The 23,264-nt window shown below is 68.0% G+C and carries 26 protein-coding genes and 1 pseudogene; 9 read left to right on the top strand and 18 right to left on the bottom strand.

From position 1 onward, the window contains the following. Positions 1–19: 19 nt before the first annotated feature. Together ACLQ3J_RS10135 and ACLQ3J_RS10130 are read right to left on the bottom strand one after the other, a co-directional pair. Entirely contained in the window at positions 20–1,180 is a 1,161-nt protein-coding gene (locus tag ACLQ3J_RS10135) for an iron-containing alcohol dehydrogenase (protein ID WP_169622423.1), read from the bottom strand. A 58-nt stretch (positions 1,181–1,238) separates the two neighbouring features. Continuing rightward, positions 1,239–2,243 carry an ADP-ribosylglycohydrolase family protein gene (locus ACLQ3J_RS10130; protein WP_425903079.1) on the bottom strand — a complete coding sequence of 335 codons (1,005 nt, stop codon included), beginning with the start codon at positions 2,241–2,243 and terminating at the stop codon, positions 1,239–1,241. A 60-nt stretch (positions 2,244–2,303) separates the two neighbouring features. On the opposite strand from ACLQ3J_RS10130, the gene ACLQ3J_RS10125 reads away from it, so the two are divergent. Further along, positions 2,304–2,969 carry an NrtR DNA-binding winged helix domain-containing protein gene (locus tag ACLQ3J_RS10125; RefSeq protein ID WP_422423642.1) on the top strand — a complete coding sequence of 222 codons (666 nt, stop codon included), beginning with the start codon at positions 2,304–2,306 and terminating at the stop codon, positions 2,967–2,969. A gap of 45 nt (positions 2,970–3,014) precedes the next feature. Here ACLQ3J_RS10125 and ACLQ3J_RS10120 read toward each other — a convergent pair whose 3' ends face one another. Together ACLQ3J_RS10120 and ACLQ3J_RS10115 are read right to left on the bottom strand one after the other, a co-directional pair. Next, positions 3,015–3,923, bottom strand: a complete 909-nt coding sequence (locus ACLQ3J_RS10120; protein WP_425903078.1) for a pseudouridine-5'-phosphate glycosidase — start codon at positions 3,921–3,923, stop codon at positions 3,015–3,017. Positions 3,924–3,971: 48 nt separating this feature from the next. Further along, entirely contained in the window at positions 3,972–4,529 is a 558-nt protein-coding gene (locus ACLQ3J_RS10115) for a TIGR03086 family metal-binding protein (protein WP_425903076.1), read from the bottom strand. Between the two features lie 37 nt (positions 4,530–4,566). On the opposite strand from ACLQ3J_RS10115, the gene ACLQ3J_RS10110 reads away from it, so the two are divergent. Both ACLQ3J_RS10110 and ACLQ3J_RS10105 read left to right on the top strand, forming a co-directional pair. Further along, positions 4,567–5,430: a helix-turn-helix domain-containing protein gene (locus ACLQ3J_RS10110; RefSeq protein ID WP_425903075.1), complete on the top strand. Its 864-nt coding sequence runs from the start codon at positions 4,567–4,569 to the stop codon at positions 5,428–5,430. A gap of 120 nt (positions 5,431–5,550) precedes the next feature. Then, a complete protein-coding gene (locus ACLQ3J_RS10105; RefSeq protein WP_296551564.1) occupies positions 5,551–6,438 on the top strand; it encodes an alpha/beta fold hydrolase in 888 nt (295 codons plus the stop codon). 4 nt (positions 6,439–6,442) lie between these two features. On the opposite strand, the gene ACLQ3J_RS10100 is transcribed toward ACLQ3J_RS10105, so the two are convergent. The 3 genes from ACLQ3J_RS10100 to ACLQ3J_RS10090 form a co-directional block, all read right to left on the bottom strand. Continuing rightward, entirely contained in the window at positions 6,443–7,222 is a 780-nt protein-coding gene (locus ACLQ3J_RS10100) for a maleylpyruvate isomerase family mycothiol-dependent enzyme (RefSeq protein ID WP_425903073.1), read from the bottom strand. Between the two features lie 79 nt (positions 7,223–7,301). After that, a complete protein-coding gene (locus tag ACLQ3J_RS10095; protein ID WP_169652744.1) occupies positions 7,302–7,631 on the bottom strand; it encodes a hypothetical protein in 330 nt (109 codons plus the stop codon). Positions 7,632–7,660: 29 nt separating this feature from the next. After that, positions 7,661–8,221 (bottom strand): DUF3558 domain-containing protein, encoded by a 561-nt coding sequence (locus ACLQ3J_RS10090; RefSeq protein WP_425903176.1) that lies wholly within the window; start codon positions 8,219–8,221, stop codon positions 7,661–7,663. A 253-nt stretch (positions 8,222–8,474) separates the two neighbouring features. On the opposite strand from ACLQ3J_RS10090, the gene ACLQ3J_RS10085 reads away from it, so the two are divergent. Further along, entirely contained in the window at positions 8,475–8,906 is a 432-nt protein-coding gene (locus ACLQ3J_RS10085; RefSeq protein WP_169622414.1) for a PPOX class F420-dependent oxidoreductase, read from the top strand. 9 nt (positions 8,907–8,915) lie between these two features. Here the strand turns inward: ACLQ3J_RS10085 and ACLQ3J_RS10080 are convergent, their stop codons facing one another. Together ACLQ3J_RS10080 and ACLQ3J_RS10075 are read right to left on the bottom strand one after the other, a co-directional pair. Next, complete coding sequence (locus ACLQ3J_RS10080) at positions 8,916–9,674, bottom strand: HAD-IA family hydrolase (protein ID WP_425903071.1); 759 nt, start codon at positions 9,672–9,674, stop codon at positions 8,916–8,918. A gap of 33 nt (positions 9,675–9,707) precedes the next feature. Next, a pseudogene (locus ACLQ3J_RS10075) lies at positions 9,708–10,335 on the bottom strand (GyrI-like domain-containing protein). A gap of 236 nt (positions 10,336–10,571) precedes the next feature. Between ACLQ3J_RS10075 and ACLQ3J_RS10070 the strand changes: the two are divergent. The 3 genes from ACLQ3J_RS10070 (at position 10,572) to ACLQ3J_RS10060 (ending at position 12,436) form a co-directional block, all read left to right on the top strand. Continuing rightward, entirely contained in the window at positions 10,572–10,979 is a 408-nt protein-coding gene (locus tag ACLQ3J_RS10070) for a four-helix bundle copper-binding protein (RefSeq protein ID WP_169652741.1), read from the top strand. Between the two features lie 142 nt (positions 10,980–11,121). Continuing rightward, on the top strand, positions 11,122–11,772 hold the full coding sequence (locus tag ACLQ3J_RS10065) for a DedA family protein (RefSeq protein WP_169652740.1): 651 nt from the start codon (positions 11,122–11,124) through the stop codon (positions 11,770–11,772). Positions 11,773–11,788: 16 nt separating this feature from the next. Next, positions 11,789–12,436: a maleylpyruvate isomerase family mycothiol-dependent enzyme gene (locus tag ACLQ3J_RS10060; RefSeq protein WP_169622410.1), complete on the top strand. Its 648-nt coding sequence runs from the start codon at positions 11,789–11,791 to the stop codon at positions 12,434–12,436. 6 nt (positions 12,437–12,442) lie between these two features. Here the strand turns inward: ACLQ3J_RS10060 and ACLQ3J_RS10055 are convergent, their stop codons facing one another. Beyond that, entirely contained in the window at positions 12,443–13,195 is a 753-nt protein-coding gene (locus ACLQ3J_RS10055) for an energy-coupling factor transporter transmembrane component T family protein (RefSeq protein ID WP_169622409.1), read from the bottom strand. Then, positions 13,192–15,204 (bottom strand): DUF2232 domain-containing protein, encoded by a 2,013-nt coding sequence (locus ACLQ3J_RS10050; RefSeq protein ID WP_425903068.1) that lies wholly within the window; start codon positions 15,202–15,204, stop codon positions 13,192–13,194. Before ACLQ3J_RS10050 ends, ACLQ3J_RS10055 begins: the two co-directional genes overlap by 4 nt. A 120-nt stretch (positions 15,205–15,324) precedes the next feature. On the opposite strand from ACLQ3J_RS10050, the gene ACLQ3J_RS10045 reads away from it, so the two are divergent. Beyond that, positions 15,325–15,951, top strand: a complete 627-nt coding sequence (locus tag ACLQ3J_RS10045) for a maleylpyruvate isomerase family mycothiol-dependent enzyme (RefSeq protein WP_169652738.1) — start codon at positions 15,325–15,327, stop codon at positions 15,949–15,951. Here ACLQ3J_RS10045 and ACLQ3J_RS10040 read toward each other — a convergent pair. Continuing rightward, positions 15,948–16,976 carry a DNA polymerase IV gene (locus ACLQ3J_RS10040; protein ID WP_425903066.1) on the bottom strand — a complete coding sequence of 343 codons (1,029 nt, stop codon included), beginning with the start codon at positions 16,974–16,976 and terminating at the stop codon, positions 15,948–15,950. The two genes, ACLQ3J_RS10045 and ACLQ3J_RS10040, sit on opposite strands and share 4 nt — an antisense overlap. A gap of 190 nt (positions 16,977–17,166) precedes the next feature. Between ACLQ3J_RS10040 and ACLQ3J_RS10035 the strand changes: the two genes are divergently transcribed. Continuing rightward, positions 17,167–17,427 (top strand): hypothetical protein, encoded by a 261-nt coding sequence (locus ACLQ3J_RS10035; protein ID WP_169622407.1) that lies wholly within the window; start codon positions 17,167–17,169, stop codon positions 17,425–17,427. Between the two features lie 20 nt (positions 17,428–17,447). On the opposite strand, the gene ACLQ3J_RS10030 is transcribed toward ACLQ3J_RS10035, so the two are convergent. The 6 genes from ACLQ3J_RS10030 to ACLQ3J_RS10005 form a co-directional block, all read right to left on the bottom strand. Continuing rightward, positions 17,448–18,557 carry an AAA family ATPase gene (locus ACLQ3J_RS10030; protein WP_425903064.1) on the bottom strand — a complete coding sequence of 370 codons (1,110 nt, stop codon included), beginning with the start codon at positions 18,555–18,557 and terminating at the stop codon, positions 17,448–17,450. Continuing rightward, positions 18,557–19,183 (bottom strand): nicotinamide riboside transporter PnuC, encoded by a 627-nt coding sequence (gene pnuC / locus ACLQ3J_RS10025; protein ID WP_169652735.1) that lies wholly within the window; start codon positions 19,181–19,183, stop codon positions 18,557–18,559. The genes ACLQ3J_RS10030 and pnuC overlap by 1 nt, the downstream gene beginning before the upstream one ends. Before the next feature lie 61 nt (positions 19,184–19,244). Then, positions 19,245–20,060, bottom strand: a complete 816-nt coding sequence (locus ACLQ3J_RS10020) for an ABC transporter ATP-binding protein (RefSeq protein WP_169652734.1) — start codon at positions 20,058–20,060, stop codon at positions 19,245–19,247. After that, a complete protein-coding gene (locus ACLQ3J_RS10015; RefSeq protein ID WP_425903062.1) occupies positions 20,057–21,109 on the bottom strand; it encodes a FecCD family ABC transporter permease in 1,053 nt (350 codons plus the stop codon). Before ACLQ3J_RS10015 ends, ACLQ3J_RS10020 begins: the two co-directional genes overlap by 4 nt. Further along, positions 21,106–22,149 (bottom strand): FecCD family ABC transporter permease, encoded by a 1,044-nt coding sequence (locus tag ACLQ3J_RS10010; protein ID WP_425903061.1) that lies wholly within the window; start codon positions 22,147–22,149, stop codon positions 21,106–21,108. Before ACLQ3J_RS10010 ends, ACLQ3J_RS10015 begins: the two co-directional genes overlap by 4 nt. Then, on the bottom strand, positions 22,146–23,183 hold the full coding sequence (locus tag ACLQ3J_RS10005; protein ID WP_169622401.1) for an iron-siderophore ABC transporter substrate-binding protein: 1,038 nt from the start codon (positions 23,181–23,183) through the stop codon (positions 22,146–22,148). Before ACLQ3J_RS10005 ends, ACLQ3J_RS10010 begins: the two co-directional genes overlap by 4 nt. Between the last annotated feature and the right edge of the window lie 81 nt (positions 23,184–23,264).

Raw genomic sequence — 23,264 nt, 5'->3', positions numbered from 1 at the left:
TTCACGCCCGGATCTGCTGTCAGTCGTAGATCCGGGCGTACAGGTCGCGGATCTCCTCCGCCGTGGGCACGAGCGGATTGTTGTTCGGCGATCCCGATGCCAGGGCCTGTTCCGCCATGAGCGGTATCAGCGAGTCCCAGTCACGTCTGTCGATGCCGTAGGCACGAGGCGTGGGCACTTCGACGTCGCGGCACAGTTCCGCCAGCGCGGCGACCAGGCTGTCCGCCGCAGCGGCGTCGTGGTCGCCGGAGGTGGCGACGCCCAGCGCGCGGGCACAGTCCGCATAGCGGGATTCGGCAGCCCGCACCGAGAAGGCGGTCACCGCGGGGAACAGCATCGCGTTCGACAAACCGTGCGCGACGTGAAAATGCGCGCCGATCGGCCGGCTCATCCCGTGGACGAGGGCGACGCTCGAGTTCGAGAACGCGATCCCGGCCTGCGTGGCCGCGAGCATCATCTGCTCCCGGGCGTCTTCGTCGTTGCCGTTCACGTAGACGCGTCGCAGAACTCTTCCGATGGTCTCGATCGCAGCGAGGGCCAACGTGTCCGAAAACGGAGTGGACTTCTTGCTGACGTACGCCTCGATCGCGTGGGTGAGCGCGTCGACCCCGGTGTCGGCAGTCAGTCGCGGAGGCATCGTCAACGTCAGCCGGTAGTCGACCACCGCCGCGATCGGCAGGAACGCCGCGCCCGGGCACAGCATCTTCTCGTTGGTGACACTGTCGCTGATCACGGTGAACTGCGTTGCCTCCGAACCACTCCCGGCCGTGGTCGGAACCGCGACGACAGGTAGCGCCGGACCGTTGTTGATGCGGGGGGCCTTGTACTCGCTCATCTGCCCACCGTGGACGGCCAGCAACCCGAGCGCCTTGGCGGTGTCCATCGGGCTGCCGCCACCGAAACCGATGACGCAATCGGCGTCGTGGGCGGCGACTGCCTCGAGACCCGCGACGAGGGAGTCGGTGGTGGGATCGGGAACGGTATCGGCGAACACCGCCGTTGCGAGTCCGGCCGCGCCGAGCCGTGACACCATGCGATCCACTGCGCCGGTCCCGACCATGAACCGGTCGGTCACCACGAGCGGCCGGGACAGCCCCAGCCCGGCCACCACCTCACCGATCTCGTCGACGGCGCCTCCGCCGATCCGCATCACGCGGGGAAGAGCAATGTGTGCGGCCACGTGGATCCCTTCGTCACAATTCGGTCCGAAGGATGTCTACCCCAACGAGCGGGCCGAGTCACTCCTCGACGAGAAACTGCGCGTGGTCGATCTCGGCGTCGGGCCGGTGGCGGTCGTCGCCCGCGCCCGCCCATGCGGTGTGCAAGGCGAGGCGTACGAGGTCCTGCGACCGGTACCCGGGCCAGCCGTGCAGGATCCGCTGCCACTGCGCGGGTACCGCCGACGCACCCCACCGGGCGCCGAGCAGCCCGCCGGCGATCGCCGCGGTGGTGTCGGTGTCGTGCCCGGCACGTACGGCGAGTTCGAGCGCCTGGGGAAGATGACCGGGGCCGGTCGCGTCGGCATGGCACACGGCCCACCACGCCGTCTGCAGCGCATGGACCACCCACCCGTTGTTGTCGAAGACCCGCGGGTCGGAAGCTGTGCGGGCATCGTCGAGCAAAGTCGACCAGCGCCGTGCCGCGTCTCCCGGCAGCGTTTCCAGACCGGCGTCGACGCCGTCGAACGTGCCGTGGAGGACGGCGTGCCGGATCGCGAACGACCACAGCATGCATGCCTCGACGGCCTCGGGATCGTCGTGCGTGAGACGACTGATGTCGCGGGCTGCCGCGACACATCGCTCGCCGTCGGCGAGGTAGGCAATCCCCACAGGCGCGGTCCGCATGAGCGACCCGTTGCCGCCCTTCCTGCCGGGGAGGGCGCGCGCCCGCTCGGTCATCGACGCTGCGGTCGGCTGCGCTGTACTCAGCACCGCGCAGGTCTGGTTTCCGATGTCCTTGGGCCCGGACGCATACCAGCGTGCGAACCCGGCGGCGACGGCGTCGAGTCCGTCGCCGGCACCGATGTCGGCTCCGGTGGCGGAAACCTCCGCGATCGCGAGCGCCATGGACGTGTCGTCCGTCCACTCACCGGGAGCGAACGGCCCGAGTCCCCCACCGATCATGCGGATCGCTGTCTCCGGAGTGGGATAGGTGAATTCGTAGCCCGCGCCGAGTGCGTCACCCGCTGCGGTGGCGAGCAGGACCCCTGCCGCCCGGTCGTTCTGTGCTGTCGTCAGCCTCATACCGTCTCCCCTTCGATCAATTCTGCGCAAATATTAGCGCACATTTGATTGAATGGGGAGATGCAGGCCTGGACCGATCCCCGGGGCAAGTCCCTCACCGACTATCCGCGTCCGTCCGTGGCGGTGGACGTCGCGGTACTGACCGTCGACGAAACGCTGAAAGTACTGGTCATCGAGCGACCCGACGGCACATCAGCACTTCCCGGGACGTTTCTCCGTCCCGGAGAACGGCTCGCCGACGCGGCTCGCCGGGCTCTGCGCGACAAGGCCTCGCTCTCGGGGATCGAGTTCCACCAGCTCGCGATGCTCGACGACCCAGGACGCGACGATCGAGGGTGGGTGCTGTCGATGGCGCACGGAGCGGCCGTTCCCGTCGCCGAGATCCCGGCCGAAGCCCGGCTCACCCCCGTCACCGGCACCGCCGATCTCGCATTCGACCACGCCACCATCGTGGAATTGGCCGTCGACGACCTGCGGGCGCGGTACTCGGCCGCCGTGGACCCGGCCCGGTTTCTCGGCGACGAGTTCACCGTGCTGGATCTGCGCCGTCTCTACGAAATCGTCTTCGACCGCCGCTACCCCAAGGACACGTTCCGGCGGCATCTGCTGCACGGGCTCGAACCCACGGGCGAACTCCGCCGCGAAGGCACCGGCCGCCCGGCCGAAATCTACCGGCGACGCGACGTCGCGCTGCCACCCGCCACCACCGCATTTCTGCTGCAGTGACATTTCCGGTGCGGCGACATTTCCGGGTGCGGTGACGTGCGCGTGTCAGGACACCAATGCCCTCGCGATCGCCGCGCCGAGAGCGACATTGCCCTGGTACGCGGCGATATTCGTCTCGAGCGTACGGCCGTCCGTCGCGCGGTGCATGTGCTCGAGCAGGAACGGAGTGAGACTCTTGCCGCGAAGCCCCGAGCCCGCTGCCTCACGCTCCGCCTCGACGAGGACCCGGTCGTGCAACTCCGGGTCCACCTGAGCCGACGCGTCCACAGGATTGCCCACCACCACCGCCGAACGGAGCCCGAGAGCGTCGCGGGCGCGGGCGAGCGCTGCCGCGTCTTCGGGTGAAGTGATGTCGTCGACGACGCAGCCGCTGTCCCGCACGTAGAACCCGGGGAAGCGGGCGGTGCGGTACCCGGCGACCACCACCCCGAGTGTTTCGAAACGTTCGAGCGTGGCGGGGACATCGAGGACCGATTTGACACCGGCGCTCACAACGAGAATCGGAATCGACGCCAGCGCAACGATGTCCGCGCTTTCGTCGAAGGTGGTGGCGGCGCCTCGATGTACGCCGCCGAGACCGCCGGTGGCGAATACCCCGATCCCGACGTGATGCGCGAGAAACGCGGTCGCGGCGACCGTTGTGCCGCCGTGTGTCCGCTTGAGCGCGGCCATCGGCAGGTCGCGTATCCCGACCTTGACCACCTCGCTCTCGGCGTCTCCGAGTGTGACGATCTGCTCCTCGGAGAGGCCGACCGTGGGGACCCCGTCGACGACGCCCACGGTTGCCGGGACAGCACCCGCGTCACGCAACTGCTGCTCGGCGGCCAGTGCGACCGCCACGTTTCGGGGCCGGGTCAGGCCGTGCGTGAAGATGGTCGATTCGAGCGCGACTACGGGGCGACGTTCGGCCAGCGCCTCACGCACGGGTCCGGACACCACGATCGGTTCGCTCATACGCCCGAGACTAACGGCCGGGCCGCGAGCCGGCCGTGTCCCGCACTCTCACACGGCGTCGGGGCGACGGCGCCCCAGGCGCGCGAGCACTCGAGTCGACCGGTCGGCGCCCTCCGGTGCCTCGACACCCGGTGCGCACACCCCGTCCATGTAGAGCGAGTCGCCGAAACTGTCCGCTCCGGCCTCGATCCGCTCGAGTTCGGCGTCGTTGAACGTCTCCTCGAGGCCTGCGCTGGTGGCGAGGTCCCATCGATGCACGATCATGTCCCAGACGTAGAACTGGTCGAAGGTAGCCCCGATGGTCGTGGGTCCGAAGTACCCGTCGTAGGGCGTGTTCACGAGGGCGTCGTCCGCGACGATGTCCGCCACCCGGGCGTTGTGCTTCTGCCATGCACCGGCCGGGTCGTCGAGGGAGGGCCGATCACCGAGGTCGAGGTCGCGGCCGGTGAAGAATTCGCGTTGGGTATCGATGATATGACTCAGGACGTCGCGCGCGGTCCACCCCTCGCACGGTGACGGGCGGTCCCAGTCCTCGGCCTTCAACGCGCCCACGACCGCGCCGAGTCGCTGTTCTGCTTCGCTGTGTCGGATCGCTGTTGTATTCATGGGTGCGACGCTATCGATCGCCCAGTGCGAGGTATTGATGAAATCCGACACCGGGGACTCCGGAAAGCCAGACGACGGCGAGCCGATCGAGCGCGCACACCTGAAACACCCGAACGACACAACGCACACCATCTTCCGATACCCGGCATCCCCCGATCTGGGCGACGTGGTCCGGCGCTACTGGATTCCCGTGTGGCGGGTCCCTCCGGGTCGGGAGGCTCCGCAGCACGTGCTGCGGTATCCCGTATGCCTGGTCGTGATCACCGAGGACTACGCCCGCTTCTACGGTGTCGAGTCCGGTTTGTCGACCACCGTTCTGACCGGTGAGGGCTGGGCCGCCGGTGTCATGCTCGCCCCCGCGGCGGGTGCCCTCGTGGCCGGTGGGCCACTCGCGTCGTTCACCGACCGGATCGTGGAGGTGCCGGAGGTCCTCGGCGACGCGGGCGTCCATGTCGTCGATCGGGTGCGCGAGATGATGCGCCGCGATCCGCGGTCCCCCGAGGTTCACCACGCGGTGATGGGCGTCTACGACGAGGTCTTCCGGCGCTACCTGCCGGTCGACGACGAGGGCCGCCTCGTCAACCGTGTCGTGGCGTTCGTGGAAGACAACCCGGACGTGTTGCGCGTAGAACAGGTACGCAACGAATTCGGTCTCTCCGAGCGCGCGCTGCAGCGACTTGTCCACCGGCGCATCGGACTTACCCCGAAATGGCTGATCCAGCGGCGGCGCCTCCAGGAGGCCGCGGGCCGCCTGCGCGAGAAGTCCGGTTCGCTGTCCGAGGTCGCCGCCGTCCTCGGGTACGCCGACCAACCGCATTTCGTGCGCGACTTCAAGAACGCCGTAGGCGTGACGCCCGGCGCGTTCGCCGATCGTTACTCCGGACCGTCCTCCCGGGGATGACGGAGCCCGCGCCTCGCAGCGCGATCGTCCCTGCCGCGCTCCACTCCCTGACAACATGCGGTTCCGTTCGCGCCGAGCCACATCTGGCTTCTCGCCCGGTAGTCGCGTAGAGAAGTCCTCATGGATCCGCACCGCACCGACGAGTTCGCGCTGCTTCCCGAGAACGCCGCGGAGTTGGGCCTCGAACTCCCCGTACCGCCGACCGTGCGGCGGGTGCGCGCCGAACACGACGGCGGGCACACCAGCGCGCTGCTGTGGGGCGACGTCTCTCCCCGCCTCGTGTTCCTGCACGGCGGAGCCCAGAACGCACACACCTGGGACTCGGTGGTCCTCGCACTCGGGGTGCCCGCGCTCGCCGTCGACCTCCCCGGTCACGGCCACTCCTCCTGGCGTGACGACGGCGACTACTCGCCGTGGCCGAACGCCGAAGCGGTGGCGCACGCGGTCCGCCGCTGGGCGCCTCGTGCGGAGGCCGTGGTCGGCATGTCGCTCGGGGGCTTGACCGCCCTCCGGCTCGGCTCCCTCGCACCGGAACTCGTGCGCCGCACCGTCCTCGTCGACGTCACCCCGGCATCGTTCCGGCGGCACCAGGGCATGGCCGAAAATCAACGCGGAACCGTCGCTCTCGCGGCGGGACCGGCCGTCTTCGACACGTTCGACGAGATCGTCGCCCTCACCGCCGCGGCGGCACCGCACCGATCACCGTCGTCGATCCGGCGCGGCGTCGTCCACAACACGCGGCAGCGCAGCGACGGACGATGGGAGTGGCGTTACGACCGGATGCGCACCATGCGCGACTTCACCCCGCTGTGGGACGACCTCGCCGCACTCGACGGACCCGTCTCGCTGGTGCGCGGTGGCGCTTCGGCCTACGTCACCGAAGAGGACGTCGACGAGGCGCGTCGACGCGTCCCCGGACTGGATGTGCACGTGGTGCCGGGCTCCGGGCATTCCGTACAGAGCGACGCGCCCCGGGAACTCGCCGCCATCCTGCGGGACATTCTCTGACCGTTCAGCCGAACGCGACCACATCGAGCCACGAGTCCAGTAGCGCGGCATCGCCGAACACCTCGACCTCGGCGTCGGCGACTGCTCGTCGGCGGTAAAGCACCAGCATCAACTCGACCAACGGTCCCCGCACCGCCACCGCACTCTTCTCGTGTGCACGGCGCCAGACGAACTCGTCGCCGGTGAGGTCCACGACCCACTCCGCATGCGAATCGGTCGCGTGGAAATGGAGAGTGCTATCGGGTCCGTGCAGCGCGTGCCGACGGTCGCTCATCCTCCGCGGCCACGTCACCACAGCAAGATCGAGCCACTCGTCGACGGCGTCGAGTGCGACATCGTGGCTGAGATCGAACCCCTCGCCCAGCGCCAGCACGGCATCGGCGCGGTGCACTGCAGTCTCCTGGGTGAAGCGTCGCGCATAGAACTGCGGGGTCCGCGGGCCGACCGGCATCGGGGTCCAGACCGCCCGCCCGGGACCGGCCTCGCGCAGGGACGATTCCAGATCGAGTGCGCCCGCAAGCAACCACGGCACCAGCTGATCAGGATCTTCGTCGACGTACGAGGACAGCTCACGCATCGCCGAGTCGTCCGGTGGCGTCGTCGCTCCGGTACGCACTGCCTCGGCAGCCCAGCGGTGGCCGTATCCCACATGCCGCACCAGCTGTCCCACATTCCAGCCCGGACACGTCGGCACCGGGGTATTCATATCCCGTCCCGGCAGCACCGAGCACAGCAACTCGGTCTGTGCGGTGATCTCCCCGCAGTACCTGGTGTAATCCAGCATCTCGATCCTCTCGTCCGTGGCCCGTGCACGTACCGGTCCGAGACTCTCACGGTCCGAGTCGATCAGGTTCTCACCCAGCTCACGGCTCGGTGTTTGTCGCCTGGAGTCGCCCTGCCCAGTCGAACTCCGAATCGAGAAACGCTTCGCCCCCGGAAGCGAACGCGTCGCGCAGGTCTGTGAGGGTGGTGATGAACTGGTCGATGCGCTCGCGGGCGGACGCGGGGGTTCCGGCGGCCTTGCGTGCGTAACCGGCGGCGAGTTGCCTGGCGGATTCGAGGTCGCCGAAGCCGTCGGTGCGGACGAGGTCAACCGCAGCGTCCTTCGTTTCGTGCAAGGCTGCGAGCATCGTGTCGCAAATGGCGACTATTTCGTCGATCACGTGTGGATCGAGCCGTACGAACTCGGTCAATCGAGGACTCCCATCACCCCGTGTCCGGCTCATGCCGGTATTCCGGGCTCAATCGTCGAAACGAGCTGGTCGAAACCCGCGCACCACTCCGCTTCGGGCACCGCCCGGGAGTGATCAGGATGGTATGTCCTGCTCAGGATAACGATCCCGAATCCTGTTTGGAGGACGTACGCACACGAGCCGTGCATGTCTGGATCGATCTCCAGAAGTGCGCGACGTCCATTCACACTGACCTCGGTCGCGATATGACCGTTCTTGGCGGCTTCTTCTTCCAGACTGACGTTGCCGGAAAGCACGCTGAGTCCGTATCGACGAAGAAATCCCGGGATATGGACGGTGCCCTTGAACCGGCACCCCAGGAAGGAGTAGTCACCCATCGGATAGTCGGTCGGCTCCTTGCTCCGCGGGTCGTATCCCGCCTCGGTCAACAGATCGTCCGGGATGTCCAGGCATGGATCGAACGTGATCTGCGGACGGCCCGAATCATCCACCACGCGCGGTGTGCGCGTCGTCGACATCGCGCTTTCCGTGGCAACGGATTCCGACTCGCCGGTCGCGGCCGATCCTGACCCGCACGATGCTGCCGACACCACGATCGCGACACACGCCACCGCTTTTGCGACAGTCCCCCACCCGTTCACGCGACCCCCCGATGCGCTGAAGTGTCGCAGACGCTAGCACAGTGCATCCGTGACACCGAGCGACATCATCGTGGTCGAAACGGAGCGGCAGACAACAGGCACCCGCATGATTACGCTGGCAGGTAACGATTTCCGCCCCGCGCGAAGGTCCCAGCGCGGCAAGATGTGTTCACAGGACCTACCGCGATCAGGAAGGACCCACATGAGCCGAGAGTCGGAGGTGCCGCTCGAGGCACTGTTCGGATCCAGCGGTATCGCGGCGCTCGCCACCCTGAAACACGACGGTCGGCCACAGCTCTCGAACATCGTGTACTCCTACGACCTCCTCGCGCGGACGTTCTCGGTCTCGATCACCGACACGCGTGCGAAGACCCGCAACATGCGGCGGGACCCGCGCGTGAGCGTGTTCGTCGACACTCGGGACGGCTGGTCGTACGCCGTAGCCGAAGGACACGCCGAATTGTCCGATGTGGCAGCGGATCCCCACGACACCACCGTCGATGAGCTCGTCGCGCTGTACCGGGCGGTGCAGGGCGATCACCCCGACTGGGATGAGTTCCGGGATGCCATGGTTGCGGAGGGACGTCTGCTGTTGCGGGTGCGGGTCGAACGGTTCTACGGCATCGCCCGCTGACGACGCTCCTCAGTGCTGTGCCGTGCCACGGGCTTTCGCGGCGCGGGCCGCATCCGCGAATGCCTGCATGGTCGGGAATTCGAGATCGTAGGCGTAGTCGCCGGTGGGTGCCGGTGTCGCACCCCACCCCGGGCGGTCGTGGCGCCGGTTGATCCATACCGAGCGCAATCCTCGCCGGGCGGCGGGGACATGGTCGTGGAACAGCGACTGCGCCACGTGCAGGAGGCGCTCGCGCGGAATCCCGAATTCGGTGAGGGCGTCGTCGAGCGCCTCGAAGTGGTCGAGAGCTGGCTTGTACGCCTGCACGTCCTCGGCGGTGATGATCTTGTCGAACTCGACGCCGAGGCGCGCGTTGCTACCGGCGAAGCCGTCGCGATGGACATTGGACACGATGATCAGGGTGTAGTCCTCGGCCAGTGCCGCGAGGGCCTCGGCGGAGTCCGGGAACGCCGGCCAGTCCGGAACGGATGCGCCGAGCCGCGCCGCCCACTCGTCGGAGACTTCCGCGCCGAGTGCCGCGCCGGTGCGCCGAAATGCCTCGGCGAGGATCGCGGGGTACAACGCGTCGGGAGTGTCGCGCTCGGCCTGCGCCTCGTTCTCGGCGTACGCGAGAAGCAATTCCTCGTCCGACAGTTCCAGTCCGGCGTCCTGTGCCCACGGCGCGAGGACGGCGGCGATGCCCGTCTCCCAGTCGATCAATGTGCCATAGCAATCGAAACTCAACGCGTCGACATCGGACAGATCCACGGCAGCTCTCCCGTCATGCATGTCGCCGAAGTGTAGGAGCAGATGCCGTCCGCTTCACTCCCGGGCAGCCGCGACCGGTTGCCTCAGGATGGTGCGCAGCTTTTCCGGCGCGGTCCTGCGGAAGTCGCTCAGGTAGATCTCGTGGTGCATACCGACCATGCGCAGCCCGTTGCCCGGGACGAACTCGTCGTGCAGTTCCGCGAGGACGTCCGCTTCGTCGTCGAACGATCCGACGTGGAGCGTCTGCACACACCGCCCCTCCACGAGGGGTTCGAGGCGGACGTCGCCGAGTCGCACCGGCGTGCTCGTCGCGGCAACCCGGTCGAGGGGCGGCGGCGACCAGGTCGCGTTCGATCCATTCCGGAACCATGACCATCACCGTCCAGTTCCAGTGGGAATTGTCGCGTGCAGAGGTGAACGACGCCATGTCCTCCGACCACCACAGCCCCTCCAGCGGCGGGACGACATAGTCACGGCCGAGCTCACGCTTGCTCGCGAACTTCAGCGTGAACGCCACGGGGTAGAGCGACTCGATCGCGTCCGCGAAGGCAGGTGAGGTGTTCGGGTCGCCGACACCATCGATCATGAGGTACCGCATGTCCGGCACGTCCACGATGCGGAATTCACCGCGCGTCGCGCGGTAGGCGTCGAGCGTCTTCTTGAAGTCGATCTTCTCGGCCATACGAACCCGGACTCACCCTGCGAGCCACTACCTTTCACGCCGTGAATGTACTCGAGTACATTAGCGGACCGCCGGCCCGTGCCACCGACGATCCGCGCAACGCACCGGTCGGAATCGAAGCCCTCCTCGTAACCACGAAAATCCGATTCGTCCGTTAGAGCGCGACTTCTTCGGGTACGCAACCGTCGACCCGGGCGGTGATCCACTTCCCGGAAACGACGAGAGGAGAACTCTTCATGAGCACCGCAGCGAGCATGCTCGGCACCTACCCGCACGACATGGGCGCGATCGACCACGAGAAACTGGCTGCGTGCATCGAGGCGTGCGTCGAATGCGCGCAGACCTGTACGGCATGTGCCGATGCGTGTCTGGCCGAGGAATCGGTCGCAGAACTGACCCAGTGCATTCGCACCGATCTCGACTGCGCCGACCTCTGCGAAGCGACCGGCCGGGTGCTGTCCCGGCAGACCGGCGACAACGCCTCGGTGACTCGAGCGGTCCTCGAAGCCTGTGCTGCGGCGTGCAAGGCGTGTGGAGACGAATGCGACCGGCACAGCTCTCACCACGAGCACTGCAGGATCTGCGCCGACGCGTGCCGGCGCTGTGAACAGGCATGCCGGACCTTGCTCGCGTCCCTCGGGTGATCGAGGCACCGACGCTCCGACGCCGGTCGGCCGGTTCCCCGGCACCGGCCGGGTCAAACTTTCCCGCGTGGCTCGCCATGGCGAAGGAGGCGCTCACCCGCCCGGCCGAGTCGTCTCGTAGCCGATCGGTAACCTTGACCGGATGAGTGTTGCGGATTCTCCATCAGCGCCCACCGACGGACTCGCCGGATGGGCGCTCGACCTGATGGATCGGCTGGGCGGTGTCGGGGCCGGTCTCGCGATCGCTCTCGAGAACTTTTTTCCTCCGCTTCCCAGCGAGGTCATCCTTCCCCTTGCCGGGTTCGCTGCGAGTCTCGGCAGCTTCACGTTGTTCGGGGCGCTGTTCTGGACGACCCTCGGCTCGGTGCTCGGGGCGCTCGGGTTGTACTCGCTGGGACGGTGGGTCGGTGAGGACCGCCTGCGGAAAGTGATGGACAAACTTCCCCTCGTCGACGTGGAGGACCTCGACCGCACGGCGGAGTGGTTCCGCAAGCACGGGCGCAAGGCCGTGTTCTTCGGCCGCATGGTTCCCGTCTTCCGGAGCCTCATCTCGATTCCCGCTGGTGTGACGCGAATGCCGCTGTGGCAGTTCACCGCCTTCACCACCGCGGGCAGTCTGGTGTGGAACACGATCTTCGTGTTCGCTGGTTATCAGCTCGGGGAGAACTGGCAGAAGGTCGAGCCGTACGCGGAGATCCTCCAGTACGTTGTCCTCGCGGTGGTCGTCGTGGTCGTCGGCTACGGGGTGCAGCGCCGGGTCCGCTCGCGGCGCGCCCAGAAGACCAGCGCCTGACCCACGGGAGGTCCCGATGTTCGGACGCAACGCCCACACGTGGTCCCTCATCCGCGCCGAACGTGCCGCACTCGCGGCCGACCTGACCGAGATCGACGACACGCAGTGGGCAACGCAGTCGCTGTGTGATCGGTGGACCGTCGAAGAAACTCTCGCGCATCTCACCGCAGTCGCGAGCATCGGGCCGATGCGCTGGTACCGAAGCGTGCTGGGTGCACGGTTCGACTTCGACCGCCACAACGCTCGCCGGATGGCCGAGCACAAAGGTGCCACGCCCGCGGAGACGCTCGGCCGCTTCGACAACGTCGTTGCTGCGACGGCCGCGCCACCCGGACCGGCGGCGGCGTGGCTCGGTGAGGTGATCGTCCACTCCCAGGACATCCGGCATCCGCTGGGGCTGCCCTACACACCCTCACCCGAGGTGGTCCGCCCGGTGGCCGAGTTCTACGCGCGACGCAACTTCGCGGTCGACAGCCGGAGCACCGTGGACGGTCTGCGAGTCGAGGCCTCGGACAGCACGTTCGCTGCCGGTTCCGGTCCGGCGGTCACCGGGACGACTCTCGCCCTGACCATGGTCATGGCCGGTCGCCCCGCCTACTGCGACCACCTCGACGGCCCCGGTGTCCCGACCCTCCTGACTCGCCTGTCCGCCCAGGCGAACTGACGTCGCTCAGCCCCAGACCACGATCGCCGCGCACGCCGCGCCCACGATCAGGACGGTCACCGCGTCCCCCGCGCCGAGGCGGGGCCGGGTCCGGACGACGGGACGCGGGCCCCGCACCGACAAGGCGTCGCCGAGGTCGCGCACCTGCCGCATGGACACCGACGCCACCGCGCCCACCGTGTCGATCAGTTCGGGCCACCACCCCCTGGGATTGCGGATGCCGGGCCGTCCGCGCAACCGGCGTGCAGCGAAGAGCATGCGCATCTCGCCGCGGATCGTCGGCAACATTCGCAGCGCGAGCGCGCACACCGTCACCCACTCGTCGACGGGGAGCCGCAGCAACCGCAACGGTGCCAAGAGGACAGGCAGGGCGTCGACCAGTTGCGACAGACTCGTCGTCCAGCCGACCAGCGACGCCAGCACCAGCAGGCACACCCCCAGCAGCAACGCCCGCACGTAGCTCGTCAGTCCGCCACCGGCAACGTTGAGCGCGGCACCGAAGGCCAGGAAAGCGAACACCCACCACGGAATCGTGGGGACCACTCCTCGCGGAATACGGGCCACCAGCAGGCCGGTCAGGAGAACCGCCGCAATGATCCCGAGCGCCGTCCAGGAGGGGATGAAACTCACGACGACCGACAGCGCGACGGCCGCCAGGATCTTCGTGCCCGCCCAGACTCGGTGAAGTGCGGTGACACGCGGTACGGGCCGCAACAGGATCAGCGGCCGGCGCTGATCTTTCGTGCCACGTTCTTTCATGTCGTCACCACACCGATCTGGTCCACGATCCGTCCCGCCTCGAGCACCACGGTGCGTGAACACACCTCTTCCATTCCGTGCAGGTCGTGGGAGATGACCACGATCGTGACGTGGTCGACCGCTCGCAGGTGAGCGAGGATCGACACCAGTTCGCGGCGTCCGGGCACGTCCAGGCCCGCCAGGGGCTCGTCGAGTATCAGGACGCGGGGAGTGCGCGCGAGCTGAGCCGCGAGTGCGACCCGCCGCATCTCACCACCGCTGAGCCGGTCGATCGGGCGGTCCACGAGATCGGGTCCGAGCCCGACCCGGTGCAGCACCGCCGCAACGTAGTGCCGGTCGGTGTGGGGCAGGCCCGCCACCTCCGAAATCTCCTTCGCGACCGTCGGACGCTGAAGCTGCAACCGGGCCTGCTGGAAGACGAACCCGACGTCGCCGCGCAGGTCCGCCGTGGGAGTGTCCTGCAGGAGACAAGATCCGCGTGTGGGCCGGTACAGCCCCGCCATGATCCACGCGAGTGTGGATTTGCCCGAGCCGTTCGCACCCACCACCAGCACGCCCTCCCCACGGCACACGGTAAGAGTCACGTCGCGCAGCGCGGTGTGTGCCCACGGTGTGCGGTCCGCGTAGGTGTAGGTGACGTCGCGGAGTTCGAGGACGGGTTGCGGGAACGTCGGCGCGGCGGCGACCACCGTCGCGGGACGCGGTTCCGCGGCGGGTGCCGCTACGATCCGTCCTCCCGCAAGATGCACGACGCGATCGGCCGCAGCCGCCTCGTCGTCGAGATGCGTCACGAGCACGACGGTGGTGCCTTCTCTGGCAACCTCGGCCAGCAGGTCGATCAGCGCCGACCGGCTGGCGGCGTCGACCATCGCGGTGATCTCGTCGGCGATGAGGAGCGACGGGCGGCGGGCGAGCGCACCGGCCAGGGCGAGTCGCTGAAGCTGACCACCCGAGAGGTCTTCGGTGGGCCGGTCCTCCATGCCGGCGAGACCCACCCTCGCGAGCACCGCCTCGGCGTCGACGTCGTCGATTCCCCAGCGCAGGTCTTCCTCGACCGTGCGGCCGAGCACTTGGCTTTCGGGATGCTGGAACACCGTCACGGTGCCACCGGGCTGCCCGAGGCCGACGGGGCCGGGCCGGTCGACGAGCCCGGCGGTGGGCTCGAGACCGGCGAGGATGCGCGCGAGTGTCGATTTCCCGGACCCATTCCTGCCGACCACCGCCACGAACTCGCCCGGACCGATCGTGAGGTCGATGTCGGACAGCGCGTCGACGCTCGCACCGGGATAGCGGTAGGTGACGAGGCGCAACGCCACCGGGAGAGGGTTCGGCTCGCCGGAGCGGGCGCCGGACGGCCACTCGGCCGACTGTGTACTCCACGTGCTGCGCATCGACACGAGCCGGAAGATCCCGAAGCACAGCAGAGCGGTGCCGACGATGCCGACCACCACGGCGCTGCCGATCCACACCCACCACAAACGCACCATCAGGTCGATGGTCTGCTCGAAGGTGCGGACGAAGTCGTCGCCGGCTCCCGCGGCTTCGAACGCCCGGACCGTTCCCCGCATCGACGACGCGAGCGCATCGAGCAGCAACACTCTGGTTTGCTCGAACAGAAGCAGCAGACCGATCACCCCGGCGGCAAGCAGCAGACCGATCGGCACGGCGCCCGCGAAGATGACGAACACCGCCGACTTGCCCCACCTTCGGTCGGCGAATCCGACGAGCGCCCCCACCGCTGCGAGGACGAACACGGTGGCCACCGCGAACGGTCCCGCCGCGATGAGGGCCACGACACCCGACGCGACAGTGGCCGCGACCACGGATCGCACCCGTCCGGCAGCTGCGAGAAATGCGATCGGCAATGCCACGAGCACCTGCGCCACCCCGACCGGAACGAATCCGGTGATCACGGTCAGCACCGCGGTCAGTGATCCGAACACCGCCGCAGCGGCTGCTTCGGCCGGTCGAAGGGGTCCCCTGGTCCGGGGAGCGGTTTGCGCGTGCACCGGTCCCAGTGTGCCAGCGCAGGTCACTCGTGCGAACGATGACTTCCCGCGCCCGCACGAGTCGGTACGTGCACGGACGCAGAGAGTCCGTACGGGCCCCATCGACGGAAGGACCCACTCATGCCCGCGACCGCACACCCGCTCGTCGAAGCCGAACGACGCGACCTCGTCTCCGTGCTCGAAGAACTCACCGAGGAACAGTGGAGCGCCCCGTCCCTGTGCCGCGGATGGAGAGTGCGAGAGGTGGTCGCGCACACGACGATGCCGTACCGATATGGCATACCGCGGCTCCTGCTCGCCATGCTCAAGGCGCGCGGGAACTTCGATCGTGCCGCCGACGCGTGCGCCCGCGCGGACGCGCGAGCGATGACCGATACCGAACTGCTCGAGTGCCTGCGCAGCAATGTGGCGCATCCCTGGCAGCCACCGCGCAGCGACTCCTCCGCCGCGCTGTGGCACGAAGTGATCCACGGACTCGACATCACCGTCGCCCTCGGAGCCGACCGGCGGGTGCCGGACGAGCGGATCGCGATGCTGCTCGGGTCGGTCTCACCGGAGAGTGTCCGCTACTTCGGAGCCGACCTCGACGGCATCCGCCTGTGCGCCGACGATCACGACTGGGAGTACGGATCGGGGGACACCGTCAGCGGCGACGCGCAGCACCTGCTGCTCGTACTCACGGGACGCTCTCTTCCGCCTGGACTCCTGAAAGGCGCACCCGCCGAACGGTTCACCGCTCCGGTCTAACGCGGAGGTGTCATTTCGACCCGGACGCCCACCAGACGCACCTCGCGTTCGTGATCGAACCGATCGAGCAGAGCGACGGCCGCGTCCCCGATCCGGTCGGCGTCGAACGTCGGTCCGGGAAGCGGCGCGCTCGCCGTGTGCGTGATGAAGGGTGCGTACCGGATCTTCAGGCCGACACGGACGCCCTCCCTGTTCTCGGCACGAATATCGTCCGTCGCCTGGGCAGCAAGCCGCCGTACGTGCTGCGCCAGCTCATCCCAGTCGGCGACATTGTGCTGGAACGTGGTCTCTCGACTGTGCGACCTGGCCACCCACGGCTCCCCCGTGACCGTCGCGGTGGCGGCCCCGCGACCGAGACCGACCAGCCACGGACCGATCTTCGGCCCGAAATTCTGCGCCATGACATCGACCGGAGCCTCAGCGAGTTCACGGACCGTGTGAATGCCGTGCGCGGCGAGTTTCTTCGCCGTGCGCGATCCGATACCCCACAGTGCTACGGGGTCGCGCTCCCCCATCACCGAGAACCAGTTGTCGCGGGTGAGGCGGAAGACTCCGCGCGGCTTCCCGAACCCGGTGGCGATTTTGGCGCGGAGGATGTTGTCCCCGATGCCGACCGAGCAGTGCAGCCCGGTCGCATCCAGAACGCCGGCTTGGACGCTGCGCGCGAACGACTCCGGGTCGTCGGTCTCGACGCCGAGGAACGCCTCGTCCCACCCCAGCACATCCACGACGGCGTCGAAGCTGCGCAGGGTGCTCATCACCACGTCCGAGACCTCGTTGTACGCGTCCTTGTCGACCGGGAGAAAGATCGCATCCGGGATCTTCTTCGCCGCGACGCGCAGCGGCATCCCGGATCCCACCCCGTGTTCACGCGCCTCGTACGACGCGGTGGAGACGACACCCCGCTCCGTCGGATCGCCGCGGCCACCGACCACCACCGGCTTTCCCGCCAGTTCGGGCCGACGCAGGACCTCGACGGCAGCGATGAACTGGTCGAGGTCGACGTGGAGCACCCACGCCGTCACGGTGCCCGGCCGTCCTGGGTCGTCGAACCGCACGTCACCGGATCACGGTATGTCCCGGCGCCGTCCCAGCAGGACGGTTTCGGGACAAAGCCGGAGGCCGCTGTCGTCGCGGTCTCACGCCGGATGTAACGAAGAACACATTCGGCGCGACATCCCTACCGAAGCTAAGCGGAACAAAGAAGGGCTCATCGTGGCACACGACCGGTTGCTGTTCATCGGCCATCCCGACGCCGGAGAAGTCGCGCAATGGAGTGCACTGCGCGATCTTGCTCCTCAGCGGGGACTGGTCCCCACCCGCAAGTTCGAACCCGGTGAGGTCGTCTGGGCGGTAGCGCCCGGTGGTGTCCTCGACAGCACGGCTTCGGGCACGCCGTCACGGATCGTCGATGCGTTGCGTGCCGCGCACATCCCCTGCACGAATGCACTGGACGCGATCCGTCACGTGTACTGACCGAAACGCTCGGCCGCGGCTCAGCCCACCTCCCTGGACGGCAGGTCCGCCGACAGCGGAGCGCCGAACTTCATCCGCAGCCCGAGCGCCTGGTCGATCACCCGCTCCCCCAACCGCACGCGTTCGGCGAGGGTTCCCGTGAGCAGCACCCACGACCGGCCGGTCGCCGTGAGCATGTCGACGAACCACTCCGTCATCTCCGCCCGGATGTCTTCCCCGTCGCGGATCCCATCCTGGACGAACGGGACTCCCACGTGATCGGTGACGAGGTAGAGGGCATCCCGGTCGGCAACCTCCGTCCACGCGCGCCGGCTCTCCGGGCCGAGGTAGCGCCGCTCCCAGACGGTGGTCGCGACCGCGTCGGTGTCGCATAGAAGCACCGGTGATCCGGTCCGTGCCGCCTCCTCCTCGAGGCGGGTCTGCTCCGCGGCGATGTGCGCGAAGTCGTCGCCGGTCCAGGTGAGGGCGTGCATCGACGCGGCCGGATCACGCTCTTTCATTCGAGCGAGGGTGTCCACGGTGGCCTGTCGCCCGTACTCCGGCACCCACCGAGTCCGCTCCCACACCCCGCCGCGGGCACGGTAGCGCTCCGACAACGCGCGGCTCACCGTCGTGGTGCCGGTGGATTCGGCCCCGAGAACCACGATGCGCGTCGTCAGACCCGCGCGGGCAGGCGAGTCGAGGTGGTCCCAGCATCCCGCGAGATCGGCGCGACACGCCGTTCCGGATACCGGATACGCGATGCGATCGACGTCGACGCAGACGTGGGTCGCCGAAAAGCGTTGCGCCAGTTCGTCACCGTATTTCTCGCTGGACACCACCGCGTCGACCGGGATGCCGGTGACCGTCCGCACCGCGGCGCGCATGCAGGCGACCTGCGCCGCCCACACAGCGTCCGAGCCGAAGTCCATCGGGGCGTCGCACACGATTCCGGTGACGGTGACTCCGCGGTCGGCGCGATGCGTCTCGCGCATCCACGCCACTCTCCGGCCCAGCGGGATCGACTCTGCGGCGGACGCCATGACGACCACGGTGACGCGGTCGGCCACCTGTGCTGCGGTGCGCACCAGATGGTGGTGCCCGATGTGTGGCGGGTAGAACTTGCCGATGACGAGCGCGTGTCGGTACATCACGCCACCCGTGCGAACTCGGGCGTCTTCACGCGGGTGCTGCGCCAGGCGATGAGGCCGCGTACGCAGAGCGCCAGGAAACCGATGTAGAGCAGTGCGGTCAGGGTGAGGCCCTTGTGCAGATAGAGCGGGATGTAGATCAGGTCGGCGGCGATCCACAGCAGCCACGACTCCCACCGCTTGGTGGCCTGGCCCCACGTCGCGAGCAGCGAGAGGACGGTGGTGGCCGCATCCCAGAACGGCACGGTCGACGGGGTGGCGGTGTCGAGCAGGACGGTCAGCGCGGCGGTGCCGGCGATACCCGCGCCGACGAGCCACAGCCACTCGCGCCCACTGGTGCCGGTCACGGGCAGCACCCCACCGTCGTGCCCCCGCACCCAGTTGGTCCAGCCCCACACCGCGAGCCCGATGTAGACGATCTGCAGTCCCGAATCCGCGTAGAGGCCGGCGGTGGCGAACAGCAGGATCCAGACCAGGTTGTTGACGATGCCGATGGGCCAGTTCAGCGCGGACTGCCGGCCCACCAGATACACGCACCACGCACCGGAGAGGAAACCGAGGACCTCCGCCCACGTGGTGGGAGCGCCGAGGGCGGTGAACGCCGTCGAGTTCAGGAATGTGAGCATGGCGATCCTTTCACTGGTGCCAGTGATTAGATCAGTATTGCGCTAAGTGCGCAACGAGCGTTCAGACCGTGGCGCCCTCCGCGACGTGGTGGCGTCCGAGCGGCAGCATCAGGGGCTTGCCCGACACCGGATCGGAGATCACGTGACTGTCGAGCCCGAACACCGCCCGCACGGTCTCGGTGGTGAGAACGTCGGACGGATCACCCGCCGCGTAGACATCACCGGCGGCAATGGCCACGAGGTAATCCGCATACCGCGCAGCAAGATTGAGGTCGTGCAGCACCATGACGATCGTCGTGCCCCGGCTCCGGTTGAGATCGGTGAGCAAATCCAGCACCTCGATCTGGTGGCTCACGTCCAGGAAGGTCGTGGGCTCGTCGAGCAGCAGCACGTCGGTCTGCTGGGCAAGTGCCATGGCGATCCAGACACGCTGCCGCTGCCCGCCGGAGAGTTCGTCGACGTGCCGCTCTGCCAGTTCGGTCGTGTGGGTCGCAGCGAGAGCATCCGCCACCGCGGCATCGTCCTCACGACTCCACCGCGAGAGCACTCGTTGGTGTGGGTGGCGGCCGCGCCCGACCAGATCCGCCACGACGATTCCTTCCGGCGCGATCGGCGACTGCGGGAGCAGACCCAGAGTGCGGGCGAGTTGCTTGGCCGGCAACCGGTGCACGTCCTTGCCGTCGAGCAGAACGTGCCCCGAGCGCGGCGCCAGCAGGCGCGACATCGACCGCAACAGCGTCGACTTTCCGCACGCGTTGGCCCCGACGATGCACGTGATCTTTGCCGGCGGCACCACCAGATCGAGGGATTCGACGACGGTACGTCCGCCGTATCCGAGTTCGAGGTCTTCGACGACGAGGGTGTGGGCTGCGGTCACAGCGAGCCTCCCGAGCGGTTGGAACGAATGATGAGGTAGACGAGATACGGCGCGCCGAGCACACCCGTCACGACACCGACGGGATAGCGGGTGCCGAACGCGTACTGACCGCAGAAGTCGGCGACGAGTACGAGCAGCGCCCCGACGAGGGCCGCGGGAACGACGAGCGACGTGCCCGGTCCGACGATGCGCGCTGCGATGGGCCCGGACAGGAACGCGACGAACGCGATCGGGCCGGCGGCGGCGGTGGCGAACGCGATCAGCCCCACGGCGGCGATGATGAGCACGATGCGTGTGCGCTCGACCCGGACGCCGAGCGCCTGCGCCGTATCGTCGCCGAGCTGGAGCATCGACAGGTTGCGTGTCTGACCGAGCAGCACCGGTCCGAACACTGCCAGCGCGACGAGCACCGGGACGGTCGCGGTCCACGTCGTGCCGTTGAGGCTGCCGGTGAGCCACCGCGTGGTCTCCTGCAGATCCCAGGTCGCCGCCGTGCTCAGCAGGTACGACGTGAGGCTGTCGAGCATGGCGGCGATACCGATGCCGATGAGGATCAGCCGGGTGCCCGCCACACCGTTCCGGAACGAGAGCGCGTAGATCAGCACCGCGACCGCCAGGCCCGCCACGATCGCGACCGCGGACACCTGCGACCCGCCGAGTGAGAGCACGATAATGGCGAAGGCTGCGGCGGCGCTCGCGCCGGAACTGATACCGATGATGTCGGGGCTGGCGAGCGGGTTGCGCAGCATCGTCTGGAACGTCACGCCGCCGAGGCCGAAGCAGATTCCGGCGACCACCGCGAGCACCGTGCGGGGTATCCGGAGTGTGCCGACGGCGAAGGAGGCGCCGGGCACGTCCTCCCCCAGGATCACCCGCATCACGTCGGACGGTGGATAGAACGTCTTGCCGAACATCAGGCTCGCGGCGAACGCGGCGGCCACGAGCACGACCAGCACCGCGATGATGCCGCGTCTGCGTCGTCCCCGCCGAACGCGGTTCGCCGCAACGGTGTCGGTTCCGGAGGTGGAGGTATCGAGGGTGGCGGTCACAGTTCGCGTATCTTCTGGCGTCGGACGATGTAGATGAAGAAGGGTGCCCCGATCAGGGCGGTGATGATGCCCACGTCGATCTCGCTGGGTCTCGCCACGATCCGCCCGAGGATGTCGGCTGCGGTGAGCAGGCCGGCGCCGGTCAGCGCCGAGAACGGCAGCAGCCATCGGTTGTCGACCCCGATCAGCATGCGGCACAGGTGCGGCACGACGAGCCCGACGAAAGCGATGGGTCCTGCGATGGCGGTCGCGGCACCGCAGAGCAGTACCGCTCCCAGCGCCGCAATACCGCGCGCGATCGCGACTCGCTCACCGAGACCGGCCGCGACCTCGTCGCCGAGTGCGAGCGAGTTGAGGCTGCGCGCCGACAGGAGCGAGACCACGAACCCGACGGCGAGGAACGGCAACGCCTGCCCGACTGCGTCGAAGCTCGCGCCACCGACACCACCGATCTGCCACGACCGCACGCTGCCGGCGATGTCGTTGCGCGGCAGCACGACAGCGGTGATGAACGACGCAAAGGCCGCCGACGTCGCCGCGCCCGACAGCGCAAGCTTGAGGGGTGTCGCGCCGCCGCGCCCGAGAGAGCCGACGGTGTAGACGAACAGGGCGGCGATGCCCGCTCCGAGAATCGCCACCCAGATCATGCTCGTCTGCGTCCACAGACCGAAGTACGCCATGCCCACGACCACCGCGAGCGAAGCCCCCATGTTGACTCCGAGAATTCCCGGATCCGCCAAGGGGTTCCGGGTGACGCCCTGCATCACCGCGCCGGCGAGGCCGAGAGCGGCGCCGACGAGGAGCGCGAGCACAGTGCGCGGGATGCGTTTGGCCACGGCGCCCTGCCCGATGTTGTCCGTCGACCCGCCGAGCGCAGCGAGGATGTCGGACCATTCGACGTCGCGCGAACCGATGACGACGGACATCACGGTCAGCGCGACGAGCACACCGGCAAGAACCAGCAGCCACAGCAGACGACCGAACGTCGGGCGCCCCGTGGTGAGAGCGCCCGACGTCGAATCCGGTTGGGTTACCGTCACTCCGGTGAGCCGGTGGCAGCCTTCGCGAGCAGGTCGACGTAATCGCCGAGCACCCACGAGATAGCGAGAGGAGTCGGGTTCGCGGCCGTGCCCAGCGGGCCGGAGCCGTCGAGGAACACGATCGAGTTGTTGGCGACAGCCGGCATCTGCGAGAGCAGCGGGTCGGCCTTCAGCGCGTCCACCAATGCCTGGTCACCGTAGGTGACGATGATCTCGACATCGTCGAAGACGTCGACGCGCTCGGCACTGACCTTCTGGGAGTACTCCTCACCGGTCGACGCCTCGGCGACGCTCTTCGGAGTGGACAGACCCAGGTCCTCGAAGAACGCGGAACGGGTGTCCTTGGCGGTGTAGAAGCTGACCTGGCTCAGGTCGGCGGTATCGACGTGCGTGAGGAACATCGTGGACTTGCCCGCGAGACCCGGGTGCGAGGCCACCTCGTCGGCGATCTGCTGTTCGAGGTCGGCGATGAGGGCCTTGCCCTCGCCTTCCATGCCGAGGCCCATGCTGTTGTAGAGGATGGTGTCGCGCCACGACGTCGCCCACGGCGCCTCGGGGAATGCGACCACCGGCGCGATGGCACTCAGCGTGTCGTAGGTCTCCTGCGTCAATCCCGAGTAGGCCGCGAGGATTACGTCCGGATCGGTGTCCGACACGGCTTCGAAGTCGATGCCGTCGGTCTCGTCGAAGAGCACCGGGGTCTCGCCGCCGAGTTCCTCGAGCTTCTCCTCGACCCACGGCAGCATGCCGTTGTTGTCGTCGTCGCCGAAGTTCGCGGCGGCCATACCGACGGGGACGATCCCGAGAGCCAGCGGCACCTCGTGGTTGGCCCAGTTCACGGTCGCGACGCGGGTGGGCTTCTCGTCGATCGTGGTGGTGCCGAAGGCATGCTCGATCGTGACCGGGAATGCACCGGGTCCGGTCTCGGAGGCCGCGGTGTCCGAGGACTCCGACGAGTCGGAACCACAGGCCGTCATGCCCAATGTGACCGCGACTGCCGCCGCGGCCACTGTCAGGAAGCGCTTGGAACGCATGGGGTATTACTCGCTCTCGTGCAAGGGGTGACCACACTCCCGCAACCGCGGGAATTAGGTGAGGTTTGCCTAAACCGTAAT

It is taken from the genome of Rhodococcus sp. DT1, from assembly GCF_049844875.1.
In the GTDB taxonomy this organism is placed as follows: Bacteria; Actinomycetota; Actinomycetes; order Mycobacteriales; family Mycobacteriaceae; genus Rhodococcus.
The sequence above is the reverse complement of the archived record's forward strand: the minus strand, read 5'-3'. Positions and strand labels throughout refer to the sequence as shown.

Excerpts from the sequence above, each read along its gene's own strand:
- ACLQ3J_RS10130 (WP_425903079.1), bottom strand. The coding sequence starts at position 2,243 with ATGAGGCTGACGACAGCACAGAACGACCGGGCGGCAGGGGTCCTGCTC.
- ACLQ3J_RS10125 (WP_422423642.1), top strand. The coding sequence starts at position 2,304 with ATGCAGGCCTGGACCGATCCCCGGGGCAAGTCCCTCACCGACTATCCG.
- ACLQ3J_RS10120 (WP_425903078.1), bottom strand. The coding sequence starts at position 3,923 with ATGAGCGAACCGATCGTGGTGTCCGGACCCGTGCGTGAGGCGCTGGCC.
- ACLQ3J_RS10115 (WP_425903076.1), bottom strand. The coding sequence starts at position 4,529 with ATGAATACAACAGCGATCCGACACAGCGAAGCAGAACAGCGACTCGGC.
- ACLQ3J_RS10110 (WP_425903075.1), top strand. The coding sequence starts at position 4,567 with ATGAAATCCGACACCGGGGACTCCGGAAAGCCAGACGACGGCGAGCCG.
- ACLQ3J_RS10105 (WP_296551564.1), top strand. The coding sequence starts at position 5,551 with ATGGATCCGCACCGCACCGACGAGTTCGCGCTGCTTCCCGAGAACGCC.
- ACLQ3J_RS10100 (WP_425903073.1), bottom strand. The coding sequence starts at position 7,222 with ATGCTGGATTACACCAGGTACTGCGGGGAGATCACCGCACAGACCGAG.
- ACLQ3J_RS10085 (WP_169622414.1), top strand. The coding sequence starts at position 8,475 with ATGAGCCGAGAGTCGGAGGTGCCGCTCGAGGCACTGTTCGGATCCAGC.
- ACLQ3J_RS10080 (WP_425903071.1), bottom strand. The coding sequence starts at position 9,674 with ATGCATGACGGGAGAGCTGCCGTGGATCTGTCCGATGTCGACGCGTTG.
- ACLQ3J_RS10070 (WP_169652741.1), top strand. The coding sequence starts at position 10,572 with ATGAGCACCGCAGCGAGCATGCTCGGCACCTACCCGCACGACATGGGC.
- ACLQ3J_RS10065 (WP_169652740.1), top strand. The coding sequence starts at position 11,122 with ATGAGTGTTGCGGATTCTCCATCAGCGCCCACCGACGGACTCGCCGGA.
- ACLQ3J_RS10060 (WP_169622410.1), top strand. The coding sequence starts at position 11,789 with ATGTTCGGACGCAACGCCCACACGTGGTCCCTCATCCGCGCCGAACGT.
- ACLQ3J_RS10055 (WP_169622409.1), bottom strand. The coding sequence starts at position 13,195 with ATGAAAGAACGTGGCACGAAAGATCAGCGCCGGCCGCTGATCCTGTTG.
- ACLQ3J_RS10045 (WP_169652738.1), top strand. The coding sequence starts at position 15,325 with ATGCCCGCGACCGCACACCCGCTCGTCGAAGCCGAACGACGCGACCTC.
- ACLQ3J_RS10030 (WP_425903064.1), bottom strand. The coding sequence starts at position 18,557 with ATGTACCGACACGCGCTCGTCATCGGCAAGTTCTACCCGCCACACATC.
- pnuC (WP_169652735.1), bottom strand. The coding sequence starts at position 19,183 with ATGCTCACATTCCTGAACTCGACGGCGTTCACCGCCCTCGGCGCTCCC.
- ACLQ3J_RS10005 (WP_169622401.1), bottom strand. The coding sequence starts at position 23,183 with ATGCGTTCCAAGCGCTTCCTGACAGTGGCCGCGGCGGCAGTCGCGGTC.